Genomic DNA, 627 nt, shown 5'->3' with positions numbered 1-627 from the left:
AGTAAGTTCCGCATTATTCAGATATCCGCGAGCCAATCCGTCTCCTGATATACAAAGCTCGCCCACTACTCCGATAGGAACCAACTCTAATGCCGAATCTAAAATGTAGATCTGCGTGTTGGCAATAGGCTTACCAATTGGGACATCTTTATTTTCTATAATGTTATTATAAGCGTATATCGTAGAAGTAACCGTCGTCTCTGTTGGACCATATTCATTATAAAACATATAAATATCTCCCCAATTTTTTGCTAGCTTTTCGTTACAAATTTCCCCTATTACCACAACCCTTTTCAAATATTTAAATGTTTTTCTTACTGGCAATGTACTTAACATACTTGGAGTAGCATGAATATGCGTAATTTTTTGATCATCAATAAAATCAAGTAACTTTATAGTATCAAAAATTCTTACTCGATTTATTAAAACCAACCTACTTCCAGTAGATAAGGCAATAAAAAACTGTTCAACAGAAGCATCAAATACAAAATTTGAAAACTGTAAAATGACGTCATCAGAATCAATATTAAATGTATTGACTTGAGAATTGATTAGATTTGTAACATTCTTATGTGCAATCATAACCCCTTTAGGACGACCTGTACTGCCCGATGTATACATAACATA

The 627-nt window shown here is 33.3% G+C and carries 1 protein-coding gene; it reads right to left on the bottom strand.

Translation table 11 applies throughout. The annotated features are described in order from the left end of the window. On the bottom strand, positions 1–627 hold a 627-nt coding region (locus B0A80_RS01655; RefSeq protein WP_165769210.1), incomplete at both ends, for an AMP-binding protein.

Origin of the sequence: Flavobacterium tructae (assembly GCF_002217475.1) — a bacterium.
Classification (GTDB): Bacteria; Bacteroidota; Bacteroidia; order Flavobacteriales; family Flavobacteriaceae; genus Flavobacterium; species Flavobacterium tructae.
This window is presented reverse-complemented; position numbering and strand designations above follow the sequence as displayed.